Annotated in this window: 24 protein-coding genes; 10 read left to right on the top strand and 14 right to left on the bottom strand. The window is 40.8% G+C overall.

Going from position 1 to position 26,896, the window contains the following annotated elements:
• Positions 1-16: 16 nt before the first annotated feature.
• From G632_RS19805 to G632_RS0111300, 6 genes are all read right to left on the bottom strand, one after another.
• Positions 17-1,255: an SPFH domain-containing protein gene (locus G632_RS19805; RefSeq protein WP_022769308.1), complete on the bottom strand. Its 1,239-nt coding sequence runs from the start codon at positions 1,253-1,255 to the stop codon at positions 17-19.
• 151 nt (positions 1,256-1,406) lie between these two features.
• The gene (locus G632_RS19800; protein WP_022769306.1) at positions 1,407-2,213 is read right to left on the bottom strand and encodes an NUDIX domain-containing protein; all 807 of its coding nucleotides are present in this window, start codon (positions 2,211-2,213) and stop codon (positions 1,407-1,409) included.
• A gap of 15 nt (positions 2,214-2,228) precedes the next feature.
• Complete coding sequence (locus G632_RS0111315) at positions 2,229-2,471, bottom strand: TIGR03905 family TSCPD domain-containing protein (protein WP_022769305.1); 243 nt, start codon at positions 2,469-2,471, stop codon at positions 2,229-2,231.
• Between the two features lie 15 nt (positions 2,472-2,486).
• Positions 2,487-3,566, bottom strand: coding sequence for an undecaprenyldiphospho-muramoylpentapeptide beta-N-acetylglucosaminyltransferase (locus G632_RS0111310; RefSeq protein ID WP_022769304.1), 1,080 nt, complete (start codon positions 3,564-3,566; stop codon positions 2,487-2,489).
• 65 nt (positions 3,567-3,631) lie between these two features.
• Positions 3,632-4,729: a hypothetical protein gene (locus tag G632_RS0111305; protein ID WP_022769302.1), complete on the bottom strand. Its 1,098-nt coding sequence runs from the start codon at positions 4,727-4,729 to the stop codon at positions 3,632-3,634.
• Positions 4,730-4,747: 18 nt separating this feature from the next.
• Positions 4,748-6,277 carry an MBOAT family O-acyltransferase gene (locus G632_RS0111300; protein WP_022769301.1) on the bottom strand — a complete coding sequence of 510 codons (1,530 nt, stop codon included), beginning with the start codon at positions 6,275-6,277 and terminating at the stop codon, positions 4,748-4,750.
• A gap of 107 nt (positions 6,278-6,384) precedes the next feature.
• Between G632_RS0111300 and G632_RS19795 the strand changes: the two genes are divergently transcribed.
• The gene (locus G632_RS19795; RefSeq protein WP_022769300.1) at positions 6,385-7,311 is read left to right on the top strand and encodes an alpha/beta hydrolase; all 927 of its coding nucleotides are present in this window, start codon (positions 6,385-6,387) and stop codon (positions 7,309-7,311) included.
• 55 nt (positions 7,312-7,366) lie between these two features.
• Here G632_RS19795 and G632_RS0111290 read toward each other — a convergent pair whose 3' ends face one another.
• From G632_RS0111290 to dnaA, 8 genes are all read right to left on the bottom strand, one after another.
• Positions 7,367-8,128 carry an exodeoxyribonuclease III gene (locus G632_RS0111290; RefSeq protein ID WP_022769298.1) on the bottom strand — a complete coding sequence of 254 codons (762 nt, stop codon included), beginning with the start codon at positions 8,126-8,128 and terminating at the stop codon, positions 7,367-7,369.
• 4 nt (positions 8,129-8,132) lie between these two features.
• Positions 8,133-9,587, bottom strand: coding sequence for a GGDEF domain-containing protein (locus G632_RS0111285; RefSeq protein WP_022769297.1), 1,455 nt, complete (start codon positions 9,585-9,587; stop codon positions 8,133-8,135).
• A gap of 11 nt (positions 9,588-9,598) precedes the next feature.
• The gene (gyrA, locus tag G632_RS0111280; protein WP_026512543.1) at positions 9,599-12,118 is read right to left on the bottom strand and encodes a DNA gyrase subunit A; all 2,520 of its coding nucleotides are present in this window, start codon (positions 12,116-12,118) and stop codon (positions 9,599-9,601) included.
• Positions 12,119-12,166: 48 nt separating this feature from the next.
• Positions 12,167-14,104 (bottom strand): DNA topoisomerase (ATP-hydrolyzing) subunit B, encoded by a 1,938-nt coding sequence (gene gyrB, locus G632_RS0111275; RefSeq protein ID WP_022769294.1) that lies wholly within the window; start codon positions 14,102-14,104, stop codon positions 12,167-12,169.
• A 10-nt stretch (positions 14,105-14,114) separates the two neighbouring features.
• A complete protein-coding gene (gene recF, locus G632_RS0111270) occupies positions 14,115-15,224 on the bottom strand; it encodes a DNA replication/repair protein RecF (protein WP_022769293.1) in 1,110 nt (369 codons plus the stop codon).
• Entirely contained in the window at positions 15,221-15,436 is a 216-nt protein-coding gene (locus G632_RS0111265) for an RNA-binding S4 domain-containing protein (RefSeq protein WP_022769292.1), read from the bottom strand. Before G632_RS0111265 ends, recF begins: the two co-directional genes overlap by 4 nt.
• Positions 15,437-15,448: 12 nt before the next feature.
• Complete coding sequence (dnaN, locus tag G632_RS0111260; RefSeq protein WP_022769290.1) at positions 15,449-16,558, bottom strand: DNA polymerase III subunit beta; 1,110 nt, start codon at positions 16,556-16,558, stop codon at positions 15,449-15,451.
• A 300-nt stretch (positions 16,559-16,858) separates the two neighbouring features.
• Entirely contained in the window at positions 16,859-18,259 is a 1,401-nt protein-coding gene (dnaA, locus tag G632_RS0111255) for a chromosomal replication initiator protein DnaA (protein WP_022769289.1), read from the bottom strand.
• A 548-nt stretch (positions 18,260-18,807) separates the two neighbouring features.
• Here dnaA and rpmH point away from each other — a divergent pair.
• The 9 genes from rpmH to G632_RS0111210 all read left to right on the top strand — a co-directional run bounded on the left by rpmH (position 18,808) and on the right by G632_RS0111210 (position 26,886).
• Complete coding sequence (rpmH, locus tag G632_RS0111250; RefSeq protein ID WP_013282343.1) at positions 18,808-18,942, top strand: 50S ribosomal protein L34; 135 nt, start codon at positions 18,808-18,810, stop codon at positions 18,940-18,942.
• Between the two features lie 57 nt (positions 18,943-18,999).
• The gene (gene rnpA, locus G632_RS0111245) at positions 19,000-19,347 is read left to right on the top strand and encodes a ribonuclease P protein component (RefSeq protein WP_022769288.1); all 348 of its coding nucleotides are present in this window, start codon (positions 19,000-19,002) and stop codon (positions 19,345-19,347) included.
• A gap of 1 nt (position 19,348) precedes the next feature.
• Positions 19,349-19,558 carry a membrane protein insertion efficiency factor YidD gene (gene yidD, locus G632_RS0111240; RefSeq protein WP_022769286.1) on the top strand — a complete coding sequence of 70 codons (210 nt, stop codon included), beginning with the start codon at positions 19,349-19,351 and terminating at the stop codon, positions 19,556-19,558.
• Positions 19,559-19,576: 18 nt separating this feature from the next.
• On the top strand, positions 19,577-20,887 hold the full coding sequence (locus tag G632_RS0111235) for a YidC/Oxa1 family membrane protein insertase (RefSeq protein ID WP_022769285.1): 1,311 nt from the start codon (positions 19,577-19,579) through the stop codon (positions 20,885-20,887).
• 23 nt (positions 20,888-20,910) lie between these two features.
• Complete coding sequence (gene jag, locus G632_RS0111230) at positions 20,911-21,696, top strand: RNA-binding cell elongation regulator Jag/EloR (RefSeq protein ID WP_022769284.1); 786 nt, start codon at positions 20,911-20,913, stop codon at positions 21,694-21,696.
• Between the two features lie 66 nt (positions 21,697-21,762).
• Positions 21,763-23,187, top strand: coding sequence for a tRNA uridine-5-carboxymethylaminomethyl(34) synthesis GTPase MnmE (gene mnmE, locus G632_RS0111225; RefSeq protein WP_022769282.1), 1,425 nt, complete (start codon positions 21,763-21,765; stop codon positions 23,185-23,187).
• Positions 23,188-23,190: 3 nt separating this feature from the next.
• Positions 23,191-25,122: a tRNA uridine-5-carboxymethylaminomethyl(34) synthesis enzyme MnmG gene (gene mnmG / locus G632_RS0111220; RefSeq protein ID WP_022769281.1), complete on the top strand. Its 1,932-nt coding sequence runs from the start codon at positions 23,191-23,193 to the stop codon at positions 25,120-25,122.
• Positions 25,112-25,852, top strand: a complete 741-nt coding sequence (gene rsmG, locus G632_RS0111215) for a 16S rRNA (guanine(527)-N(7))-methyltransferase RsmG (protein WP_022769280.1) — start codon at positions 25,112-25,114, stop codon at positions 25,850-25,852. Before mnmG ends, rsmG begins: the two co-directional genes overlap by 11 nt.
• A 266-nt stretch (positions 25,853-26,118) precedes the next feature.
• Complete coding sequence (locus G632_RS0111210) at positions 26,119-26,886, top strand: ParA family protein (RefSeq protein ID WP_022769279.1); 768 nt, start codon at positions 26,119-26,121, stop codon at positions 26,884-26,886.
• Positions 26,887-26,896: the final 10 nt, after the last annotated feature.

Here is a 26,896-nt window from a genome sequence, read left to right as displayed (position 1 = left end):
GTCCGCCTCCTAAAACTTATGCCTGTTTTTTTACCAGGTTTTCTCCGATTCCGTTTGCTATTGTCTGAAGAAGATCAGGTGTCATGTTGAAGGTACCGATCTTATCAGCGTTTTCTCCGATGTTCATGAATGCCCTTGCCATGAGGGTTCCGGGATCCATCTGAGCCATTGCACATGCTTCAACCAGTGCTACGTTTAGGTTGTTGTATGCTCTCACAATGCCTTCAACTGCATAGGCTTCCTGGTCCGCCTTGATCTTAGCATTCTCGGCTTCCAGAGCTGTATACTCTTTGTTTTTCTTCTCCAGTTCGATTTTTCCAAGCATCTCTTCATTGTCGATCTCCATTTTCTTTGTTGCCGCTTTTTCTCTAAGTTCCAGTTCTTTTTCCTGTTTCTCTGTATCAAGTGCAAGATTTGCCTTCAGGGCTCTGAGCCTCATAGCCTGCTCTTTTTCCTGCTTCTCATTGTTCATGGTAAGCTCTGCCTGAAGGGCCTTGAGTTTCATTGCCTGCTCTCTCTCCTGCTCTTCCTTCTTCATGTCCAGTTCACACTGCTGGACATATTTCTTCATATCCTGCTCTTTCTCTTGCTTCTCACGTTCCTTCTCGGCAACCTTGATCTCGGTGTTGATCTCATTTTCCTTGATGATACGCTCTTGCTCGATGGCTGCATTTCTTCTCATGTAGATCGCATCATCCTGCTCCTTTAAGATTTCCTCTCTGGCTGCTGCTTCAAGAGCTTTTCTTGTCTCAGCGTTTGGATTGATGCCCAGGATATTAACTCCCACGATGCTGACGCCGAGCTTTGTAATAGATTCATCAGCTTCAAGCTTATCGACGATCACCTTGGCCATCTCATCGGCACATCTTATCACGGTCCTTACATCTTTCCTGCTGACTTCCCTGATGATGATCGCCTTGATGATATTGTTGATCCTCTTTTCGAGAAGTGCCATTGTAACTGCTATCTTCTCATATACCGCAGCTCCCTTGTTGTAAGAGAAGTCCAGCATCTGTGTTGCCTTCTCGTAATCAGTGAGCATGTATGTCGTAACACCCTGTACACAAACCCTCTGATAATCGCTGGTAACAAGGTCATCAAATGCAAATGCTCCGTCAAAGGCGGTAGAAGGCGCTACCATAATATTCGTTGTCAGCTCGTTGTAAAGAAGTGAAAGACCAAGTCCCTGTTTCACTATCTTTCCGTTCTTAACCACCATTACATAATCATTTGGACTAAACTTTTTAAATTTCATATCCTGCCCCTCCTTAATTTATAGGTTTTATTAGTAGCGATTTACTACTATTTATTTCTTGATTACATATTAGTAGCAATTTGCTACTTTGTCAACAGGCAAAATAAAAAACCTCGAAAAATTTCTTTTTCAAGGTTTTCATTCGCTATAGTTATCCAATATATCTGTATTCTGCAGACATCTTATTGCTGGTCCTGGACTTTATCTTTTCCCCTGTGGCCTCGATCTTGGGCGCTACCAGTGCTCTGAAATTGGTCTTATAGAACTTCTTGCCAAGGACCAGTTCATACAGAGCCTGAAGATCGGGAAGAGTAAAGGTTTCCCCCGCCATGTTAAAGGCAAGGTCTGAGTTTTCAAAGAAAGTCCTGAGCTTCATTATGGATTCAATAATGATCTCCACGTGATCAAAAGCAAGCTTCTCGCTTTTACCTTTATCAAGAGCCACCCTGTTTTCATACTCTATCCGGCCGTTTTTAAATCTCTTTACACTGACGGGATAAACAATCTCCGCTCCGGACTCATCGTTATAAAGGCGTATCTTGTCATCCTCAAACTCAAGATCAAACCACTCTCCTGTGGTCTTTATCTCTGACACATCGCCGACAAGGGCAAGGTATGCGATACTCATAACCCATGTTCTCGGATCTCGCCCGGGCCTTGTGAAGGTATAAATCTGGTCCAGATACACATCCTTGATACCGGCTTCTTCACTGAGCTTCCTGGCTGCAGCCTGATAAGCCGTCTCGTCTTTTTTGATAAATCCTCCGGGCAGAGCATAGAAGCCAAGGTATGGGTGTTCATCTCTTTTTATCAAAAGAGCCTTCAAATGGGCGAAAGTCTCGTCCACACCAAGGACGAGAATATCCGTCGTAACTGAAGGCTTATCATACACCGTATCTGTGTACTTTTCCAAAAACTCTTTTTCAGTTAATCCGTTTAAGTCTTTGCGCTCTGTCATGTGAGCCACCTTTTGTCATGCATTCATTGCCTGCTCGATTGCGTAGGAGAGCTGATCCGGACAGGATGTTGGCTTAAAGCCGCACTTTATTCCGCGGAGCTTTGCAATAGCATCCTCTGCCTTCATGCCCTCAACAAGTCTGGATACTCCCTGAAGGTTTCCGTTACAGCCGCCTGTAAACTTGACCGATTTAATAATATCTCCGTCAACCTCAATATCTATCTGGGTTGAACAGGTTCCTCTTGTCTTGTATATCATGATGTTTCCTCTTTGTTACTGAATTTCTTCGTTTATTATCTTAACAATTGTGTTGGTGGCACTGTGAAGATTACTCTTGCTCATGGCCTCAACATATTTCTCTCTGTCGTTGTAGAGCTCTTCTATTGTCTCAACAAGAATGTCCTCATCAAGGTCGTCATTGTCGATGACCATAGAAAATCCCTGCTGTTCAAAGCTCCTTGCGTTGAGCATCTGATCGCCTCTGCTGGATTTGGTTGAGAGTGGGATCAGGATGTTGGGCTTTTTCAGAGCCAGCAGTTCGCAGATTGAGTTAGCACCTGCTCTTGAAACAACGATATCAGCCATTGCAAAGATATCTTTAAGCTCATTCTTGACGTACTCAAACTGCTTGTATCCCGGTACTGTGAGCTTGAGGTTGTCCATCTTCTCTTTTCCGCAAAGATGCACTACGTTGAAGTTGGGAAGGAGTCTTGGAAGTGCGTATCTTACTGTCTCGTTGACAGACTGTGCACCGAGAGATCCTCCGATAACCATAAGAACCGGCTTGTCATCTGTAAAGCCACACAGCTCTTTTCCTGCCTGCTTGGATCCCATACCGAGCTCTTCTCTTATAGGTGTTCCTGTAAGAACCGCCTTATCAGCGGGAAGAAGTCTCATGGTCTCAGGGAAATTACAGCAGATCTTGCTTGCTCCGGACATACTGAGTCTGTTAGCAAGTCCGGGAGTCATATCCGACTCATGGACAATATATGGAATCTTAAGAAGGCCTGCAGCCCTTACTACTGGCACGCTGACATATCCGCCCTTTGAAAAGACAATGTCAGGCTGGATCTTCTTAAGAAGAGTTCTTGCTTCGGACATTCCCTTTAAAACTCTGAAGGGATCTGAGAAGTTCTTGGGATCAAAGTATCTTCTGAGCTTACCTGTTGAGATCCCAAAATACGGAATGTTGTAGTCCTCAATAAGCTTCTTCTCAATGCCTTCGTAGGAACCGATATAGTATATTTCAAATCCTGCCTTCTTCAGGGCCGGTATCAGGGCAATGTTAGGTGTTACATGTCCTGCGCTTCCGCCGCCTGTAAGTACAATTTTCTTAGTTGCTCTCTCACTCAATTTCTTATCCTTCTTCCAAGCTTACTTGCTGTATAAGTATATCATTTTTTAGAACATGTAAAAAGTCATTCTTCCTCTGATGCGTACTTAAGAAGGCCTTCCTTCTCGTATGAAAGGATATAATCATTGACCACATCATCAGCAAAGGCACTCACTTCATCCAGCATTTCTTCGTAGTTATCCAGAGTCATCTCATACTCCCCGGCAATGATGTGATCAAGCATTAGCCTGTTAATCTCCGGAGAGAAATGAATGGTATCCATGTAATTATCAAGGTTTGTTGCAACTTTCCTCTCGCCCTGGAAGCAGAAAATCCTGACGTTGTCATAGGACAAAAGAGCCTTCGTCATCTCTTTTTCGCATCGGATAATTGCATCTTTCTCGCCTTCCCGAAAGCTCATATCCCACCAGAGCATTGAATAAGGCGGATAAAAGAAAATGAATTCCGTCTCAGGATGGGCCTTAACCTGCTCTGTCAAAAGTTCAATGTTTGCATTTACCTTATCCAGATACGCATCCTCGGGGAGCATCTCTTTTACCTCAGTAGGCCTGAAGTACAGGCCCAGAGCCATGTCCGGCCCAAAGCTCTTCCACTTGGCCCAGTTGTAGGAGAGATTTTCATCATAATCTCCCATGAAGGAATTGGCCACTGCATAGGGAATCTTCTCAAATAGCACATCCTTGTTGTAGAGGTACTGAATATCATTAAACGGATTGCGGTCATAGAGATACATGGGACACCCTGTGGATTCGTAGGTAGTCTCAGCTTCTCCGTAGAGCGAGGATGGATCAATATTGTAAAAGACATATTTAAGATCATGCTCTTCGTAGGCCACATCCAGAAGATAACACAGATCCGCTGTGGCTCCGTAAGACCTTATGGCCTTTATGGCATTGACACCATAAGCATCGTTATACCAGGAGTTATCGTTGTTCTCCATAACTGAAGACCCAACAAGAAGAGCGTCGTAATCAAAGTTCCTAAGAGTTCCGACACACTGATATTCCTTGTCATTTAAAACCGCCTTCATCCCAAACCACGGCTTATGGTAGTGATAGAAGGGGTCAAAGGCAAAGACCACTGCTCCGATAAAAACAAGAAGTACCAGAACTGCTATAGCCAGCCTCTTTATGAAGTTTTTTGAGTTTTGTTTATCTGACATGTATTGTTACCGTTTCAATTAGTACTGGAAGTAAATAAATGTGCTGACATTGGAAAGAGATATGAAGGACCATACGAAAACAATTGTCAGCCCAAGTACGGTCTTAAAGCTAAAATACGTCTCCTCAACAAGTTCCTGCGTGTTCTTCCTTGTCATGATAAAGGCGCTGACTATCAGTAATATGATAAGTGTCGCCATATATACTATCGTCTCTCCCCCTGCTATACCAAGCTGGGAAAAGAGCTGTCTCGGGATATAGTTCTCAGCAATGACCAGCTGAGATGCTGTCCTGTAGAGGAATCCCGGGTAAGTCCAGACAAAGAACTGCTTGAACATCTGAATTGCATAAGTCATATCCTGTGACCTGAAGAAGACAAGAGATACCACAAACATAAAGAATGTCAGAGCATTTCCCACTGCCCTTGGCACCATGAATAAAGGCTTTTCCCTAAGGAGATATCTTCTTGGCTTAGCGCTATTTTCCTCACTCTTTGGAGGCTTAACACCTACAATTCCAAGATCGTCCCACACTACCAAAAGCCCCTGCATAAGGCCCCAGCAGATATAGGTCCATCCGGCGCCGTGCCAGAGTCCGCTCAACACAAAGACTATAAGAACATTGATTACGGTTCTGAGCTTGCCCTTTCTGCTTCCTCCGAGAGGAATATAGACATACTTGATAAAGAATCTGGACAGAGTCATGTGCCATCTCTGCCACAGCTCTTTTGCACTTGATGCCTTGTAGGGTGAGTTAAAGTTTACAGGCAGCTTAAAGCCAAGCATCATGCTGACGCCGTTTGCCATATCGCAGTAGCCCGAGAAATCCAGATATATCTGGAAAGCATAGGCGAGCATTACAGCAATCACGGTAAGCGTATCCATGTAATATGTGTAGTGGAAGCCATAGTCCACGGATTTAGCAAGAGTATCTGCCAGGATGACCTTTTTTCCAAGACCTATGATAAAAGACATTAGTCCTTTGGCGAAGGTGCCAGTATCAAAGCGCCTAAGGCTCTTTTCCCTGAACTGATCTATCATCTCCTTGTGGAACGCAATTGGTCCCTGAATGAGCTTAGGGAAATACACGGTATAGAGCGCATAATCGATGAAGGAATAGTGCGGAGCTTCGCCGTTTGCTCTATCCACGATAAACGATATCTGTCCGAAGGTAAAAAAGCTGATTCCTATTGGCATTAGTATCTCTCTTGCAGAAAGATGTGAACCCACAAGAGCATTTAAGTTATCCACAAAAAATCCCAGATATTTGAAGTAAAAAAGCAGGGAAAGATTAAATAACACGCCGATGACTTTCAGAAGCTTTTTGGAAGAAGGTGCCTTCTCCATGACAGCGCTTAAACAGAAGTTTACGGCAATACTGACAAGGAGTATCACAAGAAATGATACCCCGAAGGAATAGTAGAAGTATAAAGACAGGCCAATCAGAAATACATCAGCTATCCTGAAAAGCTCTGCCCTGTTTAAAAGATGCCAGCCTATTAGCAATATCGGCAAAAAGGCCAGTATAAATGTAAAGGAATTAAAACCCATTCGTTTTCTCCACGTGTAAACTCGAAAAGAGTATAACACACTTCGCCATCTTTCTGAAAAAAATGTTAATATAGATATATCTTTTTTAGGAAAAATGGAGATTTTACATGAGTAAGAAAAATACACTGCTTAAGCTTTCAGCCCTTACGGCTTTGCTTGGAGGAGCCTTTGCCTTCTCCGATTATGCATATAAGACGTCAACCGTTCCCCGTCAGCACACAGATGACAGTGAGGATCTTGACCCGGCTATCACTAAGGGAAGGTCCTTTGTGAGAAATCATCCGCGCAGGAGAGACGAATTTATTGAAAGTCTCGATAATCTCCGTCTTCACGCCAGCTTCATTCCGGCTGCGGAAGATACCCACAATTATTGTTTACTTATCCACGGTATCTGGGATAATCACGAATGTAACGGCATCTACGCAGAACACTATCTTGAAAAGGGCTATAACTGCCTGATGATCGACCTTAGAGGCTTTGGAAAAAGTGAGGGAAATTACATCGGATACGGCCTTGATGACAGACTTGATACTCTCCAGTGGATAGACTGGATCGTTAAAAGAGATCCGGATGCAAAGATAATCCTTCACGGAATGAGCATGGGCGCTGCCACAACACTAATGACTACAGGCGAAACTCTTCCGGAAAATGTTAAGGGAGCAATTGCAGACAGCTCATTTACAACACTTCCCGAACAGTTTGCTTCAGCCTATAAGAAATTCAAAGGTTCTTTTGTTCCGACGCCACTTGCCATTATCATCTTAAGGCTCAGCATATTGTTAAGAGCCGGATATGACATCAATGACGTAAGACCAATAGATGCTGTTGCAAGATCGACGACACCCACATTGTTCATTCACGGAGATGACGATACTTTCGTTGATCCCCACATGTGCTCAAGACTTTATGAAGCAGCCAAATGTCCCAAGCAGTACTGCATGATCCTCGGAGCTGGCCACATATTAGGAGTCGTAAAAGACCCTGTAAACTATTGGAACAAGGTTGATACCTTTATTGGTAAGCTCTTTAGCTAAACATCATGACCTTAAAAAGAAACCTTCCCATCCGAAGAAGAATGGGAAGGTTTTTTTATTTCAGTATAAGTCCTACAGGACAATGATCAGAACCCAGAGCATCTGAATAAATCTTGGCATCCTCAAGTTTCGGTAAAAGAGACTCGGATACCACAAAGTAATCTATACGCCATCCGGCGTTCTTGGCTCTTGCCTGGAATCTGTATGACCACCAGGAATATGCTCCCTCAAGGTCTGGATAGAAATGTCTGAAGGTATCTACAAGTCCGGAAGAAACCACATTGTCGAACTTCTCCCTCTCCTCGTCTGTAAATCCCGCATGTCCTCTGTTGGGCTTTGGATTCTTAAGGTCTATTTCCTTGTGCGCTACATTTAGATCGCCGCAGTAGATAACAGGCTTTTTCTCTTCAAGGCCCTTTATAAATTTCAGGAAATCATCTTCCCAGCGCTGGCGGTACTCAAGTCTTGATAAGTCTTCCTTGGCATTAGGAACATAAACCGTAACAAGATAGTAGTCGGGATATTCTGCCGTTATGACTCTTCCCTCGTGGTCGTGTTCCTCAATACCCAGTCCGTAGCTGACTGATATGGGCTTTTCTTTTGTAAAGATTGCTGTTCCGGAATAGCCCTTTTTCTCTGCATAGTTCCAGTACTCCTCATACCCGGGCAGATCAACTTCAATCTGTCCCTCCTGGAGCTTGGTCTCCTGAAGGCAAATCACATCAGGGTTTTCCTTATCCATAAATTCCTGAAAGCATCCCTTTGAAACGCATGCTCTGAGGCCATTTACATTCCATGATACAAGCTTTTTGCTCATAAATTTATAAGTTTCCTTTTATTCTCTGAAGGTTTTCGTCAGTTTCTTTTAACATCTCTCTGAGAGACAGATTCTCCTCATGACTGAACTCGCAGATGGAATACTGAAGGTGATTTAAATATCTGCTTCGCTCAGATAAAAGCTTGGCATTCTGCTCAGACATCTCTTCTCTTAAGGATTCTGCCTTTCCTTCTTCATCTGCTACCACGATAACAGCGAACTCATCGCCTCTTATTCTGCCATAAACACCGTCACTGAAGACTTCTTCAAGGATCTGGGCTACTCTCTTAACTGCTCTGTCACCCTCTTCATGACCATAGAGGCTGTTGATATTCTTAAGTGACTCCATGTGGATATAAGCAACCAATGCACTCTTTCCCGGAACAAACTTCTCCTTCAAAAGGTCATAAGCCCTGGAGAAGAATCCTCTTCTGTTAAGACCTCCTGTAAGATAGTCATTCTCTCCGATGTGATCGAGAACTGAGTCATCTCTTGCAAGCTCTTCCTGAACTTCATAGAGTTCTTCCGTTGTCTTCTGAAGCTCTTTTTCAAGAGATGAAAGTCTGCATGCTCCGGTAACAAGAGCCATTATATTATCAAAGCAATAATCGATAAGTATACCCTCTGTGAGCTCGGAAATCATGATTCCAAGCTGATATTCTCCGGCATAAATATCTCCGAGAATATAGGACCTTCCGGGGTTCTTGGCAAAGGTGGATATTACCTTATTGGTTGAAAGAGTCATTCCCTCATCCTTAAAGGAAATATTATTGCCATCGATGATAGCACTCTTTACGCTGATTTCCTCAGGTCTTGTCCATGGATACTTTATGGTATTTCTGGCATTTTTCTCATAGAGAAGAATTCCGCATGTGGAAATTCCGGCATTCGCAGCCATCTGTGAAAAGGCTTCTGACAATTTGTCATCCGCATATTTCTTGTGAAGGAAAATATCACTGACTCCAAGTACTGCTCTTAGTGCATCAGCTTCAGAACCATTAACAAAAGTAAATTCCTGAGCAGGCTCTAATGGTGGCAGTACCTGATTCTTGGCATAAAATACAGCATCGCTTACTGCTTCATATCCCAGCTGTTCAAACTGATTCTTAACAGTGTTTACAGGATTAACACTCTTGTAGCCATCTGTTTCAGTAAGGGTAAGCACAGGAATGCCTTCAAACTTTTTGAGGAAGGCCTCCTTTTTGAGGATAGTTGTCTTAGATCCGATTCGCTCGATATCAATGATAAGAGCATCAAAATCCGAGGTAACAGCATAGTCAAAAAGCGCAGAATACTGGTATTCAAAGCCTGCATTAATATCACCGGCATCTGAAATAAGATACTTACCGGGGATGACGACAAGGGATACACCCTTGTCCTTCGCCGCCTGGTTTGCACCTATTATGATCTTTTTAACTTCTTTATCCTCAATCTCAGATATAAGCAGTCCGATGTTCATAAGCCCCTCATTTATTCTTCACTGGATTCTTCAATATCATCGATATTGTCGATCTCTTTTTCACCGTCAGATATCTTTTCTCTTACTTTTGCAATCTTGGCAACGGTTACACCCTTATCAAGGTTGATCATCTTAACACCTGAGGTTACTCTTCCGTGTACGGAAATGTCATTCATTCTAAGCTGAATAATGATTCCGGCATTTGTGATCATCATGATCTCATTGTCATCGTTAACAGCTTTTACGCCTACAACGCTACCGGTCTTCTCGGTGATCTTGTAGCACTTAACTCCCTTTCCGCCTCTGAACTGTGAGTGGAATTCTGAGAGTGTTGATCTCTTTCCGTAGCCATTCTCAGATACGATAAGCAGTGAATCTCCCTGAGTATCTATCTGCATTCCTACGATCTCATCGGTATCATCGAGCATCATTCCTCTTACACCGATAGAAGATCTTCCGGTTGAACGAACGTCGGATTCATCAAAGTGAATGCACATACCGTTCTTGGTAACCAGGAATATCTCTGACTTTTTCTTTACAGTCTTAACTTCGATGAGCTCATCATCATCACGAAGGTTGATGGCTGCAAGTCCTGTCTTTCTAACATTTGAGAACTCAGTGATAGGAGTCTTCTTAACAGTACCCTTCTTGGTTACCATAAACAGGGACTTATCTTCATCCTCAAAGCCTGTAACAGGGATCATGGCAGAAATCTTCTCTCCGGGTGCAAGCTGGAGAAGGTTTACTATAGCCATTCCACGGGATGTTCTTGATGCCTCGGGAATCTGGTATGCCTTGAGCCTGTATACCCTTCCTGTATTGGTAAAGAACATTACGTAGTTGTGGGTTGTGGTCATAAGGATATCTTCCACAAAGTCATTGTCAATTGTGGTGATTCCCTTAATTCCCTTACCGCCACGGTTCTGTGACTTGAAGTTATCAATGGACATTCTCTTAATGTAGCCGAGATCTGTCATTGCAATAACTGTATTTACGTTAGGAATAAGATCTTCCATGTCGATATCAGAATCGTCATGACCGATCTGAGACTTTCTGTCATCGCCGTACTTATCGGAGATTTCAAGGATCTCAGTCTTTATTACTCCAAGAAGTACCTTCTTGTCTGCAAGGATAGCCTTCAACTCCTCAATTCTCTTTAAGAGCTCAGCGTGCTCCTGTTCAAGCTTGTCTCTCTCCAAACCTGTCAGAGTACGAAGTCTCATATCAACAATAGCCTGTGCCTGAGCTTCTGAGAGACCGAAACGGCTCATCAACTGCTCTTTTGCAATTGCTACTGTCTCACTGCCTCTGATGATCTTAATAACTTCATCGATATTATCAAGGGCTATGAGCAATCCCTCTAAGATGTGGTTACGCTCTTCTGCCTTGTTGAGGTCGTATCTGGTCCTTCTTGTAACAACCTCTTCCTGGTGCTTGATGTAATGAGTAAGCATCTCGGTGATGCTCATTACCTTAGGCTGGTTGTTAACAAGAGCCAGCATGATGATTCCGAAGGAATCCTGCATCTGTGTATGCTTGTAGAGCTTGTTCAGCATGATGTTAGGGTTAACATCGCTTCTGAGCTCGATTACTACACGCATACCTTCTCTGTCTGACTCATCTCTAAGTGCTGTGATTCCGTCAAGCTTCTTCAGCTTAACCAGCTCAGCAATCTTAGCGATCATGTTAGCCTTGTTTACAAGGTATGGAAGCTCTGTAACAACGATCCTGTTCTTTCCACCCTGCATGGGCTCAATATCAGTAACCGCTCTTACAATAACTTTTCCTCTACCTGTTCTGTAAGCTTCCTCTGCTCCTCTTGTTCCGAGGATAATTCCGCCTGTAGGGAAATCAGGAGCTTTTATTATCTCAAGAATCTCATCAACTTCGGTCTCTCTGTCTTCAAGTACCTTGTTGTCGATCATCTTAACTACGGCATTTATAACCTCCCTTAAGTTGTGAGGAGGAATATTGGTTGCCATACCTACGGCAATACCTGTTGTTCCGTTTACCAGAAGGTTAGGATAACGGCTGGGAAGAACTACAGGCTCTTTCTCTGTCTCATCAAAGTTTGGAGTGAAATCAACAGTATCTTTTCCGATATCTGCTGTCATCTCCATTGAAATCTTGGTAAGACGAGCCTCAGTGTATCGCATGGCAGCTGCGCCGTCGCCATCCACAGAACCGAAGTTTCCGTGTCCGTCAACAAGGCAGTATCTCATGGACCAGGGCTGAGCCATGTTAACCAATGCTCCGTAGATCGAGCTGTCACCGTGTGGGTGATATTTACCCATTGTGTCACCGACGATACGAGCACACTTACGATGTGGCTTATCGGGACCGTTGTTGAGCTCTATCATGGAGTAGAGTATTCTTCTCTGAACCGGCTTAAGTCCGTCTCTTACATCAGGAAGGGCACGGGATGCGATTACGCTCATGGCATAATCGATGTAGTCCGCTTCCATGGTCTTTTGGAGATCGACCTCTTTTATTCTGTCGGTGGTTGTTTTATCAAAAACATCCTCCGGCATTTCGTTGTTGTTATTGTTATTATTCTCGGCCATTTAATCGTCCTTCTTTTAGATATCTAAGTTTTTAACGAATTTAGCGTTCTTCTCGATGAACTCTCTTCTTGGTTCAACCTTATCACCCATGAGAGTTGTGAATGTAACGTCAATATCAGACTCTGATTCCTCGTCGATGTTGACTCTAAGGAGTACTCTTCTCTCAGGATCCATGGTTGTCTCCCAAAGCTGCTCGGGATCCATCTCACCAAGACCTTTGTAACGCTGGATCTTATTATTCTGGTCTCTTCCTACATCGGTGAGGATCTTGTTGAGCTCCTCATCACTGTATGCATACCACACCTTCTTGTTCTTCTCGAGTTTGTAAAGAGGTGGCTGAGCCAGGTAAACATGACCTTCTTTAATGAGCTGTGGCATAAATCTGTAGAGGAATGTCAGCATCAGTGTTGCGATGTGAGCACCGTCTACGTCGGCATCGGTCATGATGATGATCTTGTCATAACGAAGCTTGCTGATATCGAAATCATCATGGATACCTGTACCGAAGGCTGTGATCATAGCCTTGATCTCGGCATTTCCGTAGATTCTGTCTACTCTTGCTTTCTCTACGTTGAGTATCTTACCTCTAAGAGGAAGGATAGCCTGTGTTGCACGGCTTCTTGCTGTCTTAGCTGATCCGCCGGCGGAATCTCCCTCAACGATGAAGATTTCACAGTTCTTAGGATCCTTGTCGGAACAGTCTGCAAGCTTGCCGGGAAGTCCAAGTCCGTCAAGAGCTGACTTACGTCTTGTGAGATCTCTTGCCTTTCTTGCAGCATCTCTTGCTCTCTGAGCAAGGATAGCCTTATCCAGGATCTGCTTGGCAATACTTGGATTCTGCTCAAGGAAGTATGTGAGCTGCTCGCCTACAACGCTGTTTACAGCTCCTCTTGCTTCTGAGTTACCGAGCTTTTGCTTGGTCTGTCCCTCAAACTGAGGATCTTCTATCTTTACGCTTATGATAGCTGTAAGTCCCTCACGGATATCTTCTCCGGAGAGGTTCTCCTCGTTATCCTTAAGCATCTTGTTGGCTCTTGCATAATCGTTGAAGGTCTTGGTAAGTGCTGCCTTGAAACCTTCAAGATGTGTACCGCCCTCAGGAGTATTGATGTTGTTAACGAAGGTATAAATACTCTCTGTGTAGGAATCGTTGTGCTGGAGAGATACTTCAACAGCAACATTGTTCTTGTTTCCTTCAAAGTACATGATATCAGGATAAAGAGATGTCTTAGACTTGTTAAGGTACTGGACAAACTCTTTTATTCCACCCTCGTAGTGGAAGGTCTGGCATATAGGATCCTCGCCTTCTTCTACTCTCATATCTGTAAGTGTGATGCGAAGTCCCTTTGTAAGGAATGCCATTTCACGCAGTCTCTGCTTTAAGATGTTGTAATCATAGACGGTTGTCTCTTTAAAAATAAGCGCATCAGGCTTGAAGTAAACTCTTGTACCTGTCACTCCTTCAGGAGCAGTGCCTACTTCCTTAAGGGCATAGCAAACCTTACCTCTTTCGTAGCGCTGCTGATAAACCTTACCGTCTCTTGTTACCTGAACCTCCAGCCACTCTGAAAGAGCGTTAACTACTGAAGCTCCAACACCGTGAAGTCCGCCTGATACCTTGTATCCTCCACCGCCGAATTTTCCGCCGGCGTGAAGAATTGTAAATACTACCTCTACTCCGGTAAGGCCTGACTTGTGGTTTACATCAACAGGAATTCCACGTCCGTTATCCTTGACGATAATGGTGTTGTCCTCATTGATGGTAACTTCAATATGATCACAAAAACCTGCAAGCGCTTCATCTACTGAGTTATCAACAATCTCATAAACCAGGTGATGAAGTCCCCTGCTTGCTGTAGTACCAATGTACATACCGGGTCTTTTTCTTACCGCTTCAAGTCCTTCAAGAATTTGGATTTGATCGGCGCCATACTGTACTTCTTCGTTACTCATTCTCTACTCCTTAATTCTCGCTGCTTACTGTTCCTTCTGTAACCTTAAACAGCTTATCTATTTCAAATCTGTTATTTACAAATTCATCAAGTCCGGTACATGTTATGATGGTCTGAATATCACCTATGGTGTTTAAAAGATAATTCTGCCTGTTGCTGTCAAGTTCTGACAAAACATCATCCAGAAGAAGCACCGGATTGTCTTTTTTGGATTTCTTTACAATCTCAATCTCTGATAATTTTAGTGAAAGAGATGCTGTTCTTTGCTGGCCCTGAGAGCCGTACTTTCTGATATCGATTCCTTCTTTTTCCGGATCCTGTGCCTTTTTTACAATGAATGAAAAATCATCCTTGTGCGGACCAATGGTGGTCTGCTTGGCATACATATCCTTTTTTCTGGAAGCTGAAAGTTTCTTCTCGAATTCTTCAAAGCTTACATTGGGCTCATAATAAACAGAGAGAAGTTCTTTTCCTCCTGTAAGCTTCTCATGAATAGGACTGATTATTTCATTAAGCTCTTTGATGAATTTTTCTCTGGCCTTGATAATGACGGATCCATACTCACAAAGCTGCTTATCCTGAACATCCAAAAGTACACTGTTTTCAGGCTTTTCGAATAGATCCTTAAGAACTTTATTTCTTTCGACTACAAGCTTGTTGTACTTAGAAAGGCTGTTTAGATATATATGATCTAACTGACACAGCTCCATATCCATGAATCTGCGCCTTTCGGACGGACCATTCTTAATAATGCTAAGATCTTCAGGAGAAAAGAAGACCACGTTAAGTCTTCCGATCAGATCTGAAGCTCTTTTTATCTTTTGACCATCAATTGCTATACCTTTGGATTTGTTCTTTCGAAGGTGCATATCTACGCGGTATTCAGCGTTATCTTTCTCTAAGATGGTTCTGATATGAGCCTCTTCTTTACCAAAGTTAATTATTTCTTTGTCCTTGCTGCCCTTGTGTGACTTAGTGGTTGCTGAGACATAAATAGCTTCCAGGATATTGGTCTTACCCTGGGCATTGTCACCGTATAAAATATTGGTTCCGCTGCTAAAATCTATTTTCAGATTGTCGTAGTTTCTGAAATCGGCCAGCTCTAATGATTTGATTATCATTTTTCTACTTTTACCTGTTTGCCGTTAAATTCAAAGATGTCTCCGTCGTAAAGCTTACGGCCTCTTCTTTCTTCTATTTCTCCGTTTACTTTAACAAGCCCTGACTGGATATCCATCTTGGCATCTACACCGGAGCTCTCAAGGCCGGCCTTTTTAAGGGCCTGGCCAAGCTTTATAAATTCATCTGTTTCTCTAAGTTTTATTGTTTCCATTAGTGTCCTTTGTTAATCAACTGTTGTAAAGTTAACAGGAAGTACAAGATAGATATAAGTTGAATCCTTATCTCTGATAAAGCAAGGAGCCTTAGGATTAACAAAATACATATCGATAGTCTCGTTCTCTATAACTCTTAAAGCATCAATAAGGAACTTAGGGTTGAAGCCAATCATAATGTCTTTTCCCTGCTTCTCGATTGTTATTTCCTCATCCATGCTACCTATAGCGGAATTGATCTTGAGTTCCATTGTCTCGTCAGTAACTGACATGATGACAGGCTTCTTGTCGCCTTCTTTTACAAGAAGAGTTGCTCTGTCGATACACTCAAGAAGCTCTTTCCTGTTGATGCTCATCTTGGTCTCATAATCACTTGAGAGCATCTGGTCTATGCTGAAGTACTCGCCCTCGATAAGTCTTGATACAACGGTTGTCTTATCAAACTCAAAGAGTACGTGCTTGTCTGTAAAGTAGATGCTGACCATCTTGTCTGTGCTGTCACTGAGGATCTTACTGATCTCTCCCAGTGTCTTACCGGGAACGATAACTTTCTTGTATGGATAGCTTCCTGAAAGCTTAACCTTCCTGATGGAAATTCTGTGTCCATCAAGAGATACAAGCTTTAAATTCTCTCCGTCAACTTCAAAGAGCTCGCCACCCATCATCTTGTTGGCATCATTCTCTGCAATAGAGAAAATAGTCTGCTGGATAACACTGCGAAGTGTAAAGTGAGAAACGCTGACACCATCGATCTTCTCAATGGCAGGAAGATAAGTAAAATCATCACCCTTTCTTCCGGGTAGATTAAACTTAGCCTTTTCACAGCTGATAGTTACTTTGTTAGATGTATCTGTTTCAATGGTTACATCATTGTCAGGAAGCTTTCTTACAATATCAACAAAGATCTTGGCATCTATTGCAATAAAACCTCTCTCTATTATGTTACCTTCAACAACGGTCTGGATACCAAGTTCCATATCGTTGGCAATAAACTTAATAACTCCTTCTGTTGCATCAACAAGGATACACTCCAATATAGACATTGTTGTCTTAGAAGGTACTGCTTTTGATACAATCTGTAATCCGCTTACCAGATTAGATTTTGAGCAAACAAATTTCATTTAATCCTCGACTCCCTTCAACACAAAACTATAATATAAAATATTTATTAATTAATAATAAAAACAGTATTAATAGATGTTGATAAGTGTAAAACCTATTCTATTATACAATTTTAAAGGCTTTTTTACAAATTTTTAGGTGTTGAAAACAAAAAAATTGATGTTGAAAATTCTAAAGTTATAAACAAGGCAAATATTAGTAAAAAAGGGTGGAAAAACTTATCCACCCTCAATCAACATTTAATCCTCTTTTAAATCACATAATTTCTAAAAAGTTATCCACAAATTGTGGTCTATTTTTTATAAAGAAGGATTCAATTTTTTAACTATAACATCTAAATTCCTGTTAAGGTCATCATCATAAGCAATAAGTTGCTTGATTTTATTGATTCCGCTCATAACAGTTGTGTGATCTTTCTTACCAAGGATCCTTCCGATTTCTTCCAGGGAAGCATCTGTGTGTTCTCTGCAAAGGTACATGATGATCTGTCTTGGAAGAACGATTTCTGCATTTCTCTTTTTAGAAACAATGTCTTCTTTCTTGGTTCCGTACTGTTCACATACGGTATCCATGATAAGAGCCGGAGTAATAACCTTGGTCTTGTCAGGATAAATGATATCCTTAAGAGCTTCCATTGCATTCTCAAGTGTGATATCAACATTGTTAAGTCTTGAGTATGCGATGATCTTAGTGAAAGCACCTTCTAGCTCTCTGATGTTTGACTTGATATTGGTAGCGATGTAGTCGATTACATCATCGCCAATCCTTCTGCCATAGTCTTCAGCGTTCTTACGAAGAATTGCAACTCTTGTCTCGTAGTCAGGAGACTGGATATCAGCAATAAGTCCCATCTCGAAACGAGATCTGAATCTCTCTTCCAGAGTAGCCATTTCCTTGGGAGGCTTATCGGATGAAAGGATTATCTGTTTACCTGCCTGATGAAGAGCATTGAAAGTGTGGAAAAACTCTTCCTGTGTTGCATCCTTACCTATAATAAACTGAACGTCATCGACCATAAGAACATCAACAGTTCTGTATTTCTCTCTGAGCTTACTCATGTTCTCAGGTCTGTTACTTCTGATAGATTCGATAACTTCATTGGTGAACTGCTCAGATGTTACATATATAACCTTGGCCTGTGGATTATGTTCAATAATAAAGTGACCTATTGAATGCATAAGGTGAGTCTTACCAAGTCCCGGTCCTCCATAAAGGAAAAGAGGGTTGTAAGCTGTTCCCGGAGATTCAGCAACTGCAAGAGCAGCTGAATGAGCAAACTTGTTGTTACTTCCTACAACGAAGGTATCAAATCTGTATTTAGGAATAAGATTTGAATTCTCGTGTGAAATACCTGATGAATACTGAGGTGAATTATTTTCTTCAGTTACATTTTCATGTGTTTCTTCATTATTAATAATATCTTTGTTTAAAATGAAAGATACTTCTATAACTGTCTCAAGCAGTTCCGAAATTGTTACCTGAAAGAATCCAACATAATGATTTACTATGTATGAAAGAGCAATAGAGTTATCCGAAGGGATTAAGATCTTAACTGTATTGTTTTCAAATCCGTATACAGTAAGAGGATCAATCCAGGTTTTATAAGAAATATCAGTAATACCGGCTTCATTCTTGATGGTATTCTTGATAGATTCCCAATTTGTTCTTAATATTTCGGTGATTTCAGTAGATGATTGCATATAAGATTTCCCCAAACAAAGCATAAATTTAGACTTTTTCTATTTTATATTAAATGACTTTAAATATCAATCAGACGAAAATTGTGGATAACTTTTTTTAAAAATGTGAGAAAAACTTACGAAAAAAATCTCTGTGGAAAAATAGGTGTTTATCCACTTTAAGCTATCTACCGTTATAAATGGCTTAAATACGGCATTTCTAGGATATTAACCACTAAAGAATAACTATCTTTTCCACAAAAATTAAAAAAAATGTGGATATCTTTTAAAAAAAATTATTAATTCACAAGTTATCCACAAAATCAACATTTTGCTGTGGATAATTTTTTATAGCACTACATCTTGGTGGAAAATTTTTGAAAAAAATATTTAAAATATAATAGGATGAAAAACCGTCCATTAATGGCTTGACCAAGCGGATTTTATTTATTATAATTATAAAGATTTTTTCCACACTGGATGTAATCATTGATAATTGTGAGAAGTTTCTTCTCATTTAACGGACCTTTAAATAGGTTAGTTTGTTTAAGAAGGAGGTGTTTCCGAATATGAAGATGACATTTCAGCCTCATAAGCTTCAGAGAGCCAGAGTACACGGCTTCAGAGCAAGAATGGCTACAAAGGGCGGTAGAAAAGTTTTAGCTGCCAGAAGAGCTAAAGGAAGAAAGAGACTATCAGCATGATTTTAAAGGTCACATAATAATGTGACCTTTTTTCATCTGTAATAAAGGAATTAGAAAATGCTTTTTTCAGATTCAATGAAAAAGACAGAAGAGTTTCGAAACTGTTATGAGAACGGCAAGAGTTATGCCAATAAATTCGTTGTTGTCTATGTGTGGGAAAATGGCGGTTCTAATAATAAGATCGGAATCTCATGTAGTAAAAAAATAGGGAACAGTATTGTAAGGCACAGATTTGCAAGACTGGTTCGAGAAGCGTACCGACTACATGAAAATGTATTCAATAGTGGTTTGGATATAGTAGTCGTTGCCAGAGCCTGTGCGAGAGATGCCAGCTTTTTTGACATACAGGAATCTCTTTTAAGCCTGGCAGGTAAGGCCCGCATAATAAAAAATGGCGGTGAATGAGATGAAAGAGATATTAATCTTTTTGATCAAACTTTATAGGAAGTATATTTCTCCATTAAAGAGAACAAAATGTCCATACATACCAACATGTTCCGAGTATGGACTAGAAGCAATAGAAAAATATGGAGCTATCAAAGGGGGATTACTTGCTGCCTGGAGGATTCTCAGATGCAATCCTTTTTCCAGCGGTGGATATGATCCGGTTCCATAATTCGTTAGGAGGTATGATTTGAAGGGAGTTTTACTTACCCAGTATCAGGGTAAAATTGTAGGACCGGTTGCATGGCTTCTCGGTCATCTTATGAATGGTATTTTCAATGTTTTAAATGCTATTGGTATTCCAAACATTGGTCTTGCCATCATTATCTTTACTATTGTTATTTACTTATGTCTTTTACCTTTGACATACAAGCAGCAGAAGTTTTCCAAGCTTCAGGCTAAGATGAGCCCAGAGCTTCAGGCTATTCAGGCTAAGTACAAAGGTAAGAAAGACAACGATTCAATGCTTGCAATGCAGCAGGAGACAAAAGAGGTTTATGCTAAGTACGGCGTATCTCAGACAGGTAGCTGTCTTCAGCTTCTTATCCAGATGCCTATCCTCTTTGCACTTTACCGTGTTATTTACCAGATTCCTGCTTACGTAACTATCGTTAAGAATGCATTCTCACCTCTTGTAGAAGATCTTTTAGCAACAACAGGTGCTGCTGATTTCTTACAGACACTTTCAAGTGCTTCAATGTTCAAGAATCAGTTTACAAATGAAGCATTTACATCAGGTGATCCTACTTATATTAAGAACACATTTATTGATGTTCTTAATAAAGCATCAACAGCTGACTGGAACAGCTTAACAGCTCAGTTCCCATCACTTTCAGCATCAATTGAAAACACACATTCAGCACTTACCAGATTCAACTACTTCCTTGGTCTTAACATCAGTGATACTCCTATGTACATGATCAAGACAGGTTTTGCTGATAAGGCATTCCTTCTGATGCTCGGTGGTGTTATGGTTCCTGTTCTTGCAGCACTTACACAGTGGATCAACACTAAGCTTATGCCACAGCCTGCTTCAGATAACAGCAAGGCAAATGCTGATGATCCTACAGCTCAGATGCAGCAGTCAATGAAGACCATGAACCTCATGATGCCTATCATGTCAGCAGTATTCTGTCTTAGTCTTCCTGCAGGTATGGGTATTTACTGGATCGCCGGTGCTGTTGTCAGATCAATCCAGCAGGTTGTTATCAACAGACACATTGACAAGATCGACATCGATGCTGAGATTGCCAAGAACACAGCTAAGTATAAAGAGAAGCTTGAGAAGAACAAGACAACCAAGCAGATGAGTCTTTATGCTAACCTTTCAACCAAGAACAACGACCTCTCTTCAGCTAAGGATTCAAGCATTTCAGAAGCTGAGAAGGAAGAGAAGCTTGAGAAGGTTAAATCTGTTTACAACAATAAGGAGATCCGTAAGGATTCACTTCTTGCTAAAGCAAACATGGTAAAAGACTTTAATGAAAAGAATAATAAGTAATCTTTCCGGGAGGTTATATTATAATGGAATATAGAGAGTTTACAGCAAAAAACCTTGATGATGCCATCACTGAAGCATGTGAGACATTAATGGTTACCAGCGACAGACTTGATTATGAAGTAGTATCAAGCGGATCTTCAGGATTTTTGGGAATCGCTTCAAAGCCTGCTGTTATCAAAGCTAGGATCAAAGAAGAAGCTCCTGCAGTAGAGGAAGTAAAAGCAGAGCCTAAAAAAGAAGAAAAGCCCGAAGTAAAGAAAGAAGTTAAAAAGGAAGAAAAGAAGGAAGAAAAGAAGGAAGCTCCTAAGGAAGAAGTTAAGGCTGAGAAAAAAGCTTCTTCAAACATCAACGGAGATGAGCTTGTAGCAAAGGCTAACGCATTCCTTAAGGATGTGTTCGGCGCAATGAATATGGAAGTTAACTTAAACTCCAAATTCAATGACAAAGAGAACATCCTTGATGTAGAGCTTTCAGGAGATGAGATGGGAGTTCTCATCGGTAAGAGAGGACAGACTCTTGACTCACTCCAGTACCTGATTTCTCTTGTAGTTAACAGAGAGACAGAAGAGTACATTCATGTAAAAGTTGATACAGAGAATTATCGTGAAAGAAGAAAGGCTACTCTTGAGAACCTTGCAAAGAATATTTCTATAAAGGTTAAGAAAACAAGACAGTCAGTTGCTCTTGAGCCAATGAATCCTTATGAGAGAAGGATCATCCACTCAGCTCTTCAGAACGACAGATTTGTTACAACTCACAGTGAAGGTGATGAGCCATTCAGAAGAGTAGTTGTTACTTTAAAGAAATAATCTTTGGATGAAGATTAGATTGCCCCTCAAGCCTTGGTCTTGAGGGGTTTTATTTAGGGAAAAATTATGAGCAGTGTTTTAAATAACTTTAATGATGATACAATCTGCGCAATAGCAACTGCCATGTCCGATGCCGGAATTGGTATTATAAGAGTCAGTGGAAAAGAGGCCCTTACAATCTGTGATAAGATTTATGTTTCTCCAAAGAAGGAGCACACTCTTTTAACCCACAAACCAAATACCATAAAGTACGGATACATCTGCAATGATCAGGGAGATATTGTTGATGAAGTCATGATCTCTTTTATGAAAGGACCTCATAGTTATACCAGGGAAGATGTAATTGAGATCAATTCCCATGGTGGAATGCTGGTGATGAATGAGATTCTGTCCTTGCTTCTGGCAAAGGGTTGCAGACTTGCCGAGCCCGGTGAGTTTACAAAAAGAGCTTTCCTTAGTGGAAGGATTGACCTTACCAAAGCAGAAGCAGTAATGGACATCATTGGAGCACAGAACAAATTTGCTCTGGACAGCTCAAGAGCCCAGCTTCAGGGAAGTATCTACAAAGAAGTTAAGGCCCTAAGGGAAGACATTCTCTATCAGATGGCCTATATTGAATCTGCAATTGATGATCCCGAGAGCTACGATCTTACCGGATACTCTGACAAACTAAAAGAAAAAGTGACTGCAATGTCAGAAAAAATAAGAAAGCTTTTAAAGACAGCAGATGAGGGTAAGATCAGAAAAGACGGAATTAAAACTGTTATCATTGGAAAACCAAACGCAGGTAAGTCATCTCTTTTAAATGCACTCTCCGGAAATGAAAGGGCAATCGTAACTGATATAGCCGGAACAACTAGAGATGTCATTGAAGAGACGGTAAGACTTGATGATATAATTCTTAATCTTATAGACACTGCAGGAATAAGAGACACTGAAGATCTCATTGAGAAGATCGGAGTTGATAAGGCAAAAGAAAAAGTAGAAGAAGCTGATCTTTGTCTTTATATAATTGATTCCACATCTGAGATTGATGAAGAAGATAAGCAGATAAGCAGTCTCTGTGCAGATAAGAAGACTATTGTAATTCTTAATAAGAATGATCTGACAGGTGATATAAAAATATCAAAAGATATCCTTCCTATGCTGTTTTCAGGAAGCGAACCTGTAGATTTTCCTGTAATCACCACGTCATTATTGAATGGAGAGGGTATAGAGGAGCTAAAGCGCGCCATTACTGAGCTTTTCCTTGGTGGTGAGATTGCTCCGAAGCAGGAAATCTATATTACTAACTTAAGACATAAGGAGCTTCTTTCAAAAACTGTTGAAAGTCTGGCTCTTGTAATAGATAGTATTGAAAAAGATCTTTCGGAAGATTTTTATACCGTTGATCTTACAAACGCTTATGTATATCTTGGTGAAATAATAGGAGAAGAAATAGGTGACGACCTGGCAGAAGAAATCTTCTCCAAATTCTGTATGGGTAAATAATTTATGATCGAAGTAAGAGAAAAAATTGATGTAGCAATTATCGGAGCCGGTCACGCCGGTTGTGAAGCAGCACTTGCATGTGCAAGGCTTGGTCTTGAGACTGTTATGTTTACAATGAGTGCTGACAATATTGCTTTTATGCCTTGTAATCCACATATCGGTGGATCATCAAAAGGACACCTTGTAAGAGAGATCGATGCTCTTGGCGGAGAGATGGGAAAGAACATTGATAAGACTTTCCTTCAGTCTAAGATGCTGAACACTTCAAAGGGTCCGGCTGTACATTCACTCAGATGTCAGGCTGATAAGATGGAATACTCCAAAGCCATGAGAAAAGTTTTGGAAGAGCAAGAGCATCTTTACATCAAACAGGCAGAAGTTACAGAACTTCTTTTCGAAGATACTGATGATGAGGATCTTAAGAAAGAAGGATACACAAAAGTAATAACCGGTGTAAAGATCTTTTCTGGAATTATCTATGAGGCCAAAGCTGTAATTATTTGTACCGGAACTTATCTTAAGAGCAGATGTCTTACCGGTGAAGCGATTACTTACAGTGGTCCTAATGGTCTTTTACCATCTAACTATTTATCTGATTCTCTGATTAAAGCAGGTATCGAGCTTAGGAGATTTAAAACAGGAACTCCTGCCAGAATGGATGGCAATTCGATTGACTATTCCAAGATGAGTGAGCAGTTTGGAGATACACCTGTTATTCCTTTCTCATTTGATACAGATCCTGCCGATGTGCAGAGACCTCAGGTTTCATGTTATCTCACATATACAAATGAAAAAACACATGAAATAATACGAAAAAACATAGATAGATCACCGATATATGCAGGTATCATTGAAGGTGTCGGCCCAAGGTATTGTCCGTCTATTGAAGATAAGGTTGTCAAGTTCCCTGACCATGACAGACATCATGTTTTTGTTGAGCCGGAAGGAACTTATACCAATGAAGTGTATATTGACGGAATGAGTTCTTCACTTCCTGAGGATGTTCAGATTGCAATGTATAGAACAGTTCCGGGTCTTGAGAATTGTAAGATTGTTAAGTCTGCTTATGCAATTGAGTATGATTGCCTTTGTCCCGGACAGCTTCATCCGACTCTGGAAATCAAAAATGTAAGAGGACTCTTTAGTGCCGGACAAGTTAACGGAAGTAGCGGATATGAAGAAGCTGCTGCTCAGGGACTTTATGCAGGAATAAATGCCTCGATGCAGATTCTCGGAAAAGAGTATCTGACAATCGACAGGTCTGAAGGATATATCGGAGTTCTTGTAGATGACCTTGTTACAAAAGAAAACTTTGAGCCATACAGAATGATGACTTCCCGTGCAGAGTACAGATTATTGCTCAGACAGGACAATGCTGATATTCGCCTCAGAGGAAAAGGTCATGAAGTAGGACTTATCAGCGATGAAAAATATGAAAAGCTTCTTAAGAAAGAAGAGATGATAAACGCTGAAGTCAAGAGATTGAAAGAGACAACAGTCGGAGCTAATGCAAGGATCCAGGAATTCATGGAGAAGTGTGGAAGCTCATCTCTTAAGACTGCAACATCTCTTGCTGAACTTATATGCAGACCGGAACTCAATTATGATCTGATCGCTGAAATAGACCCTGATAGAAAAGAGCTTCCGGCCGATGTAATTGAGCAGGTAGAAATTACCATCAGATATGAAGGATACATAGAAAGACAGCAGAGACAGGTTGATCAGTTCAGAAAGCTTGAAAAGAAATTGATACCTGCGGATATAAATTATGATGATGTATCCAGCTTAAGGTTAGAGGCCAGGCAAAAACTTGAAAAGTTCAGACCTACAAATATTGGTCAGGCTTCAAGAATCGGTGGAGTTAATCCTGCCGATGTTTCGGTGCTGATCATATACCTTGATTCACTTCATAGAGGAACAGAGAATGACAAATGATTACAGTCAGATGATAAAGGATTTTTCTTCCTTTGATATTGAACTTACAGATAAGCAGCTTAACCAGTTTGATAAGTATTACCAACTGCTTATCAAATGGAATGAGGTTATGAACCTTACAGCTATAACAGAGTTTAACGACGTATGTAAGTTACATTTTGTGGATAGTATTTCCGGATGTAAGTACTTCGATTTTTCAAAGAAGGATTATTCACTGGTAGATATTGGAACCGGAGCCGGCTTTCCGGGAATTCCACTCAAGATAGTTTTTCCTGATCTGCATATTACTCTTTTGGATTCTCTTAATAAGAGACTCAATTTCCTTAATGAAGTAATAGATCAGCTTGGACTTAATGAGAGAGGATCAATCGAGACTCTTCATGGTAGAGCAGAAGATTATTGTCTTGCTAAGGAAGGTTCACTGAGGGAGACTTTTGATATTGCTGTTTCCAGAGCGGTAGCTAATATGGCAACTCTATCTGAGTATTGTCTACCATATGTAAAGGTTGGTGGATCCTTCATTGCATACAAAAGTGAGAAAGCTCAGGAAGAACTTAAGAATGCAAAGGGAGCTATTCACTTACTTGGTGGTAAACTTGTTGCTGCGGAAGAATTTCTTTTACCGGACTCAGATGTTAGTAGGACAATATGTATTGTTGAGAAGAAGGAGAATACTTCTAAGAAATATCCAAGGAAGGCGGGAATACCTTCGAAACAGCCGTTGTCATAGATATAGTGGTTCGAAAAATAATGTTTCATGTGAAACATTACAATTATAAACAATTCAAACCCAAAAAATAGTTTCACATGAAACATTAAGGTACAAGATATAGAAATGTTTCATGTGAAACATTTATTTTATTGATTATTGTATAATTGGATAACACAATTTAAGCCACAACATATAGACATAGATAAAAAGTTTGGTTGGTGTGCTCAATAAATAAGAAATTGTGTTACAATCAATATAGCGTTTTTAAAAAAGGTGGAGGAATAATGGGAAGAGTTATAGCGATAGCGAACCAAAAAGGTGGTGTAGGAAAGACCACCACATCTATTAACTTGTCTGCTGCACTTGGTGAAGCAGGGAAAAAGGTCCTGGTAATCGATACTGATCCTCAGGGAAATACAACCAGTGGACTTGGTCTTGATGAAAACGAGATAGAGAATACTATCTACGAATTGCTCATAGGTGAGATTACAACAGATGAAGCTATTACTAAAGAGGTAGCTAAGAATGTTGATATCATACCTTCTAATGTAAATCTTGCAGCGGTTGAGATAGAACTTATCGATGCTGATGATAAGGAATTCATTCTTAGAAATGCAATCAGTAATGTTAAAGATAATTATGATTTTATTATCATAGATTGTCCGCCATCACTTAGTATGTTGACAGTCAATGCTATGACAACTGCCAACACAGTATTGGTTCCAATTCAGTGTGAGTATTATGCTCTTGAAGGACTTAGTCAGTTGCTTTACACAGTAAACCTTGTAAAGGAGAGACTTAATCCTGAGCTTGAGATGGAGGGCATTGTATTTACGATGTTTGACTCCAGAACAAATCTTTCTCTTCAGGTAGTTGAGAACGTTAAGGAACATATTGAGGAGAATGTCTACAAGACTATCATTCCAAGAAATATCAGACTTGCTGAAGCTCCCAGTTATGGTATGCCCATAAATCAGTATGAACCAAAGTCTGCCGGAGCAGAGGCATACAGACTTCTTGCAAAGGAAGTTATCAATAGAAAGTTTGACTAATATAGTGGTT

It is taken from the genome of Butyrivibrio sp. NC2007 (assembly GCF_000421405.1).
Taxonomy (GTDB): Bacteria; Bacillota; Clostridia; order Lachnospirales; family Lachnospiraceae; genus Butyrivibrio.
Note: the sequence above shows the minus strand (reverse complement) of the source record. Positions and strands in the feature narration are given on the sequence as shown.

Coding starts and splice junctions, on each gene's coding strand:
- G632_RS19805 (WP_022769308.1), bottom strand. CDS start 1,255: ATGAAATTTAAAAAGTTTAGTCCAAATGATTATGTAATGGTGGTTAAG.
- G632_RS19800 (WP_022769306.1), bottom strand. CDS start 2,213: ATGACAGAGCGCAAAGACTTAAACGGATTAACTGAAAAAGAGTTTTTG.
- G632_RS0111315 (WP_022769305.1), bottom strand. CDS start 2,471: ATGATATACAAGACAAGAGGAACCTGTTCAACCCAGATAGATATTGAG.
- G632_RS0111305 (WP_022769302.1), bottom strand. CDS start 4,729: ATGTCAGATAAACAAAACTCAAAAAACTTCATAAAGAGGCTGGCTATA.
- G632_RS0111300 (WP_022769301.1), bottom strand. CDS start 6,277: ATGGGTTTTAATTCCTTTACATTTATACTGGCCTTTTTGCCGATATTG.
- G632_RS19795 (WP_022769300.1), top strand. CDS start 6,385: ATGAGTAAGAAAAATACACTGCTTAAGCTTTCAGCCCTTACGGCTTTG.
- G632_RS0111290 (WP_022769298.1), bottom strand. CDS start 8,128: ATGAGCAAAAAGCTTGTATCATGGAATGTAAATGGCCTCAGAGCATGC.
- G632_RS0111285 (WP_022769297.1), bottom strand. CDS start 9,587: ATGAACATCGGACTGCTTATATCTGAGATTGAGGATAAAGAAGTTAAA.
- gyrA (WP_026512543.1), bottom strand. CDS start 12,118: ATGCCGGAGGATGTTTTTGATAAAACAACCACCGACAGAATAAAAGAG.
- gyrB (WP_022769294.1), bottom strand. CDS start 14,104: ATGAGTAACGAAGAAGTACAGTATGGCGCCGATCAAATCCAAATTCTT.
- recF (WP_022769293.1), bottom strand. CDS start 15,224: ATGATAATCAAATCATTAGAGCTGGCCGATTTCAGAAACTACGACAAT.
- G632_RS0111265 (WP_022769292.1), bottom strand. CDS start 15,436: ATGGAAACAATAAAACTTAGAGAAACAGATGAATTTATAAAGCTTGGC.
- dnaN (WP_022769290.1), bottom strand. CDS start 16,558: ATGAAATTTGTTTGCTCAAAATCTAATCTGGTAAGCGGATTACAGATT.
- dnaA (WP_022769289.1), bottom strand. CDS start 18,259: ATGCAATCATCTACTGAAATCACCGAAATATTAAGAACAAATTGGGAA.
- rpmH (WP_013282343.1), top strand. CDS start 18,808: ATGAAGATGACATTTCAGCCTCATAAGCTTCAGAGAGCCAGAGTACAC.
- rnpA (WP_022769288.1), top strand. CDS start 19,000: ATGCTTTTTTCAGATTCAATGAAAAAGACAGAAGAGTTTCGAAACTGT.
- yidD (WP_022769286.1), top strand. CDS start 19,349: ATGAAAGAGATATTAATCTTTTTGATCAAACTTTATAGGAAGTATATT.
- jag (WP_022769284.1), top strand. CDS start 20,911: ATGGAATATAGAGAGTTTACAGCAAAAAACCTTGATGATGCCATCACT.
- mnmE (WP_022769282.1), top strand. CDS start 21,763: ATGAGCAGTGTTTTAAATAACTTTAATGATGATACAATCTGCGCAATA.
- mnmG (WP_022769281.1), top strand. CDS start 23,191: ATGATCGAAGTAAGAGAAAAAATTGATGTAGCAATTATCGGAGCCGGT.
- rsmG (WP_022769280.1), top strand. CDS start 25,112: ATGACAAATGATTACAGTCAGATGATAAAGGATTTTTCTTCCTTTGAT.
- G632_RS0111210 (WP_022769279.1), top strand. CDS start 26,119: ATGGGAAGAGTTATAGCGATAGCGAACCAAAAAGGTGGTGTAGGAAAG.